The sequence below is a fragment of the Methylobacterium sp. WL6 genome, assembly GCF_008040095.1.
GTDB lineage: Bacteria > Pseudomonadota > Alphaproteobacteria > Rhizobiales > Beijerinckiaceae > Methylobacterium.
Map to the genome: position 1 here is coordinate 1 of NZ_VRVH01000273.1, position 5,996 is coordinate 5,996.

The 5,996-nt window shown below is 72.5% G+C and carries 4 protein-coding genes and 1 pseudogene; 1 reads left to right on the forward strand and 4 read right to left on the reverse strand.

From position 1 onward, the window contains the following. Positions 1-734, forward strand: a 734-nt coding sequence (locus FV230_RS23185) for a thiamine pyrophosphate-dependent enzyme (protein ID WP_246694963.1), incomplete at its 5' end; no start/stop codon positions are given. A 26-nt stretch (positions 735-760) separates the two neighbouring features. Here the strand turns inward: FV230_RS23185 and FV230_RS23190 are convergent. The 4 genes and pseudogenes from FV230_RS23190 to FV230_RS23205 form a co-directional block, all read right to left on the reverse strand. Next, a pseudogene (locus tag FV230_RS23190) lies at positions 761-1,691 on the reverse strand (DMT family transporter). A 43-nt stretch (positions 1,692-1,734) separates the two neighbouring features. Next, on the reverse strand, positions 1,735-2,988 hold the full coding sequence (locus FV230_RS23195; protein ID WP_246694964.1) for an arsenic transporter: 1,254 nt from the start codon (positions 2,986-2,988) through the stop codon (positions 1,735-1,737). 78 nt (positions 2,989-3,066) lie between these two features. After that, positions 3,067-4,389, reverse strand: a complete 1,323-nt coding sequence (locus FV230_RS23200) for a metallophosphoesterase (RefSeq protein ID WP_246694965.1) — start codon at positions 4,387-4,389, stop codon at positions 3,067-3,069. A 19-nt stretch (positions 4,390-4,408) separates the two neighbouring features. After that, entirely contained in the window at positions 4,409-5,683 is a 1,275-nt protein-coding gene (locus FV230_RS23205) for an MFS transporter (protein WP_147844079.1), read from the reverse strand. Between the last annotated feature and the right edge of the window lie 313 nt (positions 5,684-5,996).

Sequence of the window (5,996 nt, forward strand, 5' to 3'; positions counted from 1 at the left end):
GGGCATCGCCGCCGGCCGTCGCGGCGCGGCGCGGACGCGCGGTCGCGGCGCATGCGAGCTACCGCGACTGGTCGGAGCGACCGGCGGCGACGCCCGGCGCCTTCCAGTACGGCGAGGCGGTGACCTTCCTGCGCGGGCGGCTGCCGGCCGACGCGATCCTCTGCAACGGGGCGGGCAACTTCGCCACCTGGATCCACCGCTACTACCGGTTCCGGGATTTCCGCACCCAGCTCGCGCCGACCTCGGGCTCGATGGGCTACGGCGTGCCCGCCGCGATCATGGCCAAGCGCACGCACCCCGAGCGCATCGTGGTCGCGCTCGCGGGCGACGGCGACCTGCTGATGACCGGCCAGGAATTCGCGACCGCCGTGCAATACGCGATCCCGGTCGTCGTCGTGGTGCTCGACAACGGCATGTACGGCACCATCCGCATGCATCAGGAGCGCGAATATCCCGGCCGCGTCTCCGGCACGCGGCTGCGCAACCCGGATTTCGCGGCGCTGGCCCGCGCCTATGGCGGCCACGGCGAGCGCGTGGAGCGGACGGAGGACTTCGCGCCGGCCTTCGAGCGGGCGCTCGCCTCCGGGCTGCCGGCGATGCTGCACTGCCTCGTCGACCCGCAGGCGCTGACGCCGACCCAGACCCTCGACGCGATCCGCGCCGGCGCGGTCGCGCAAGGCAAGGGCAAAGGCACGGGTCCCGACACGGGCGGCGAGGGCCCGGACGACGTTTGACGCGCCGTCCGCCGGGAGCCGCATCGTCAGAAGATCGAGATCAGCAGGATGCCGGCCACCATCAGCGCGGCGCCCCCGAGCCGCGCCGGGCCGGCCTTGACCTGCTTCATGCCGACCCAGCCGAAATGGTCGAGCGCCACCGAGGTCAGCAGGTTGGCGGTGATCAAGAGGCCGTTGAAGGCGCCGGCGCCGACCGTGTCGACGAACAGCAGGCCGCCGAACACCGCCACCGCGGCCGGTGATGCCGGCGAGCGGCATTCACCAGCGCACGCCCTTCACGTCCTCGCGGGTCGGGAGCGGCGTCGGCCGCACCAGGAACACCAGCGCGAACACGAAGACGACGGGCAGGAACGAGACGGTCGCCGCGAGCCAGGGGTTCACCAGGGCGCCGCGCAGCTGGGAGTTCCACACCACGCCCACCGCCTGCAGGATGCCCGCGACGACGATGAATGGGTAGAGCAGCTTCGGGTTGAGGCCGTGGCCCTCGTCCTTCTCCCCGCCCGTGTCGGCGGTGGTGCGGGCGATGAAGAAGACGCCGACGGCCATCAGCAGGCCGCCGAGCCACGGCATCGGCTTGAAGCCGCCGCCCTGCAGCCCGAACAGGCCGAACGCATCCATCGCCAGCGAGGCCAGGATGTTGGCCGTCAGCGTCAGGCCGTTGAACGGCCCGGCGCCGACCTTGTCGATGAAGGCGAGGCCGCCGAACACCGCGACCGCGCCCGCGACGCCGCCGAGCGGGGCGTACCAGGGCATCTTGCCCAGCGTCTCCAGGGTCGGGAGCGGCACCGGCATGATGAAGAACAACGTCGCGAACACGAACACGATCGGGGCGAACGACACCGTCGCCGCCAGCCAGGGGTTCACCAGCCGCCCCCGCAGCTGGGCGTTCATGGAGTTGCCGAGCGCCTGCAGGGCGCCGGCGACGAGGATGAAGGGATAGAGCAGGGCGGCGTTCACGGGGGGATCTCCGATCCGAAGGGCTGAGGGCTTGGCCGAGGCGTCAGACGAGGAGCAGGCCGGCGAGCGCCAGCGCCAGCGCCGGCGGCATCACCAGCAGGCCGAGCTTGAGGAAGCGCCAGAAGCCGACATCCTCGCCCTCGCGCCGGATCGCGGTGAGCCAGAGGATCGTGGCGAGCGAGCCGGTGACCGAGAGGTTCGGCCCGAGGTCGACGCCGATCAGGATCGCGGCGGCGATGGTCTTCGAGACGGCCGCGGCATGGACCGCGGCGCCGGCGAGGAGGCCCGCCGGCAGGTTGTTGACGAGGTTGGAGCCGACGGCGACGACGACGCCCGAGCCCCAGGCGGTGCCGGCCGGGTCGGCCTGGGCGTAGGCCTTGAGCTGGTCGGCGATTATCTTGAGCACGCCGGACTTCTCCAGCGCCTCGACCAGGACGAACAGGCCGGCGACCAGGGGCAGCACGCTCCACGACACGTCCTTCACCACCGCGACGAGGCCGCTGCGCTTGATCGCGAGGACGACGAGGGTGGTGGCAAGCCCCGCGATGAAGGTCGGCAGGCCGAGCTCGATCCCGGCCGCCGACGACCCGATCAGCGCGGCCGCGGTGGCGACGATGCCGGCGCCCGCGACCTTGCCGCCGAGCCCGAGCGACGCGGCCTCGACGTCGGTCGCGATCGCCTGGCGCTTCAGCGTGCCGTTCTGCGTGACGCGAAGGACGAGGTAGGTGGCGACGATGGCCAGCACCGAGGGCAGGCCGAAGGTCGCGAGCCATTCCCCCAGCGGCGGCATGTGGTCGGCGAACACGACGAGGTTGGCCGGGTTCGAGATCGGCAGCACGAAGCTCGCCGCGTTGGCGATAAAGGCGCAGATGAACAGGTAGGGCAGCGGGTTCTCGACCTTCGCCGCCTTGGTCGCGGCGTAGACGGCCGGCGTCAGCACCACGGCGCAGGCGTCGTTCGAGAGGAACACCGTCACCACCGTGCCGACGACGTAGACCAGCAGGAACAGCCGCGTGGCCGAGCCCTTGGCCATCCGCACCGCGATCGTCGCGAGCCAGTCGAACAGGCCCTCCTTCCGCGCGATCTCGGCGAGCAGCATCATGCCGATCAGGAACAGGTAGACGTCGGTCCCCTTGGCGACGCCGTCGAGCGCGTCGTGCCACGGCAGCAGCCCGAGGACGACGAGGAGGACGGCCCCGAGCGCCGCCCAGATCGCCTCCGGCCATCCGAACGGCCGCAGGATCACGCCGAGCGTCGCGGCGCCCGCGATCCCCCAGGTCGCGAGGTTGGGTGTCATGGCCAGTCCAGCGATCACGTCTTGCATCCCCCGGCGCCCCGCGGGGCGCGTGTCGTCCTGAAATCCTGGGTCAGGCGCTCACCACTTGCGCCCGGCCCGGTTGGGGCCGAGCTGGTCGCCGCGCACGCCCTTCTGGAGCCAGCGGCCGACATTCGGCACGTCGCTGCCGGGCTTGCCCGGGATCGCGGGCACGAAGCCGGGCTCGTCGAAGGCGACGACCGGCTCGATCACGTCGGTGTCGACGAAGTCGGGCCCGTGGCCGGACCAGTCCGCGTGCACCGCCTCGACCTGGATGCTGCGCGCGTCCCGCGGCCAGGCCAGCCACGCCGCGTAGGTGCGCCCGCCCGCGTGCGCCATGCGGACCCATGGCCCTGTCCCGACGCGGGCATGCACGTAGCGCGGCGGCGCGTCGGAGAGCACCACGGCGCGGACCGCGATCCGCCCGCGCGCGTCGGCGACCATGCCGGAGGTCTCGGGCGTCGCCGGCCGCGCGGCGACGCGCCGGTCGGCCGGGCTGGTGATCAGCACGAACGGCCACGGGCGGTCGAGCGCCTTGAAGCGCCAGCTCGTGACCGGGCCGTCGATCGCCGCGACCGCGTAGCCGACCGAGCCGTCCTCGTTCTGCCCGACCGAGCGCGCCGCGGCGTAGAGGGTGCGCCCGTCATGGGCGAGCTCGTTGTAGTGGGTGTGGCCCATCTCCACGAGGCGCACGCCCGTGGCCCGGAACAGGCCGGCGACGTCGAGGCGGTCGTCGGGCTCGCGCAGGTCGTCGGGGTAGGCGTGCATGAACACCGCGACGGGAACGCCGTCCTCGGCCGCCTTGGTCAGCGCCGCGCTCAGCCACTGCGTCTGGTCGGGCCCCAGGCGGAAATCGAGGCCGATGCCCTTCCGGCCGTAGCCCGGGCTGACGATGTCGACGAACAGGCAGCGGACGCCCTGAAAATCCTCGCACGCGCAGTAATGCGGGATCTCGGCCGGCGGCCAGGTCTCCTCGGGCGACCCCACGGGTGGCTGGTCCAGCGTCCACACCGTCGGGGCCGGCAGGCCCCGCGACGCGACCAGGCCGGCGTGGAACGTCTGGAAGTCGGCCATTGCCCCCTGCTGCCGGTCGTGGTCGCCGGGAATCAGGCGCACCGGCAGGTGCGGATGCCGGGCGAGGGCGTCGGCGAGGATCGCGTACTCGCAGGCCCAGCCGTTCTCGGCGAGGTCGCCGGGCAGGTAGACGAAGTCGAGCAGGTGCTGCGGCGCGATCATTGCGATCTGGTCGAGGATCGCGCGGAAGTCGGCGGCGTTGCGCGCGTCGGGCTTCGTCAGGTGCAGGTCGCCGACATGCAGGAACACCAGCGGTTCGGCGGTCGGCGTCCCGCGCTCGGCGGCGGTCGGCATGGAGGCGTCGGACATTGCGGGTGGGTCCGTCCGATCAAGCGGTCGCGGGCATCGCGGCCGGCAGGCCGCCGTCCGGGCGGCCTCCGATCGCGGTCGCGTCGCGGGTCTCGGGCATCAGCGCGAGGTAGAGGACGAAGCCGAGCCCGGCGGTCGCCGCCAGCGCCAGGAACGCGGCCGAGTAGCCCGCCGAGACGATGATCAGCCCGGCGAAGGTGGCGCTGAACGCGGCACCGAACCCCTGCGCCGTCGCCACCGCCCCCTGCGCGGCGTTGAAGCGGCCGCCGCCGCGGGTGAGGTCGGCCACCACCACCGGGAACAGCGCGCCGTAGACGCCGGCACCGACGCCGTCGAGCAGCTGGACGCCGACGAGCCAGAACGGGTTGTCCGACAGCGTGTAGAGCACGCCGCGCAGGGCCAGAACGCCGAAGGCCGCGAGGAAGATCGGCTTGCGCCCGATCGCGTCGGCCTTGGCGCCGACGAACATCGCCACCGGCACCATCACGCATTGCGCGGCGACGATGCAGACCGCGATCAGCGAGGTCGCGTGGTCCTTGCCCGACAGGTGCGTCAGCAGCTGCCCGACCGAGGTCAGCATCGCCGCGTTCGAGAGGTGGAACAGCGCGCACAGGCCGGCGAACAGCACCAGCGGCTTGTTCTTCAGCAGGGTGGCGAAGCCCGACGGCGCGTCCTCCTCGGCAACGTCCTGTTCCTTGGTCATGCCGCGGGCGAGGTCGTCGTCGATGGCTCGCGCCGGCACCAACAGCATCGCGGCGATGGAGCAGACGGCGAGCGCCCCCATCAGCCAGAACACCACGACGGGCCCGAAGAAGTAGGCGAGCCCGCCGGCGAGCGCGGCGGAGACGGCGTTGCCGGCGTGGTTGAAGCCCTCGTTGCGGCCGATCCGCCGCGAAAACATCTTGGGGCCGACGATCCCGAGGGTGATGGCGGCGAGCGCCGGCGGGAAGATCGCCCCGGCGACGCCGGCGACCGACTGCGTCGCGGCGACGAGGTAGAAGTTGCCGATGAACGGCAGCGCGAGGCAGCTCGCCGTCACCGCCAGGGCGGCAGCGATCACCACGGCGCGCTTGGCGTTGGTGCCGTCGATCAGCATCCCGGCCGGCGTCTGCGCGATCAGCCCGGCGATGCCCGCGATCGTCATGATCAGGCCCGTCGTCGCCTCGTTCCAGCCCTGGTCGGGCCCGCGCACGGCGATCAGGTAGATCGCGAGATAGGGCCCGAGGCCGTCGCGCACGTCGGCGAGGAAGAAGTTGAGGGCGTCGAGCCCGCGCAGGGTCTTCGCCGACGGCATCGAACCGGCCGTGCCGTCCCTCGCCCCCGCCTGTGTCGTACTCACGTCGTCGCCCTCGCTGGTCGGGTGGCCGGGCGGATCGCCTCCGCTCGGCCGGGTGCTCAAGTCGTTGATCGCGCCTGTGTTCCGCCGCCCGGCTGCGATCAGGCCGCCTCGGCCGTCGCCGGCTTCGGCTTGCGGACGGTGCCGTCGTGGTCGACGTGCAGCCGGACGGCCTGCCCGTCCTTCTCGGCCGGCACGTCGAAGTGCTTCGGCCGCCGCTCCGGCTCGCCGGTCACGCGGTAGCCGGCGGCCTCCGCGGCGGCGATCGCGG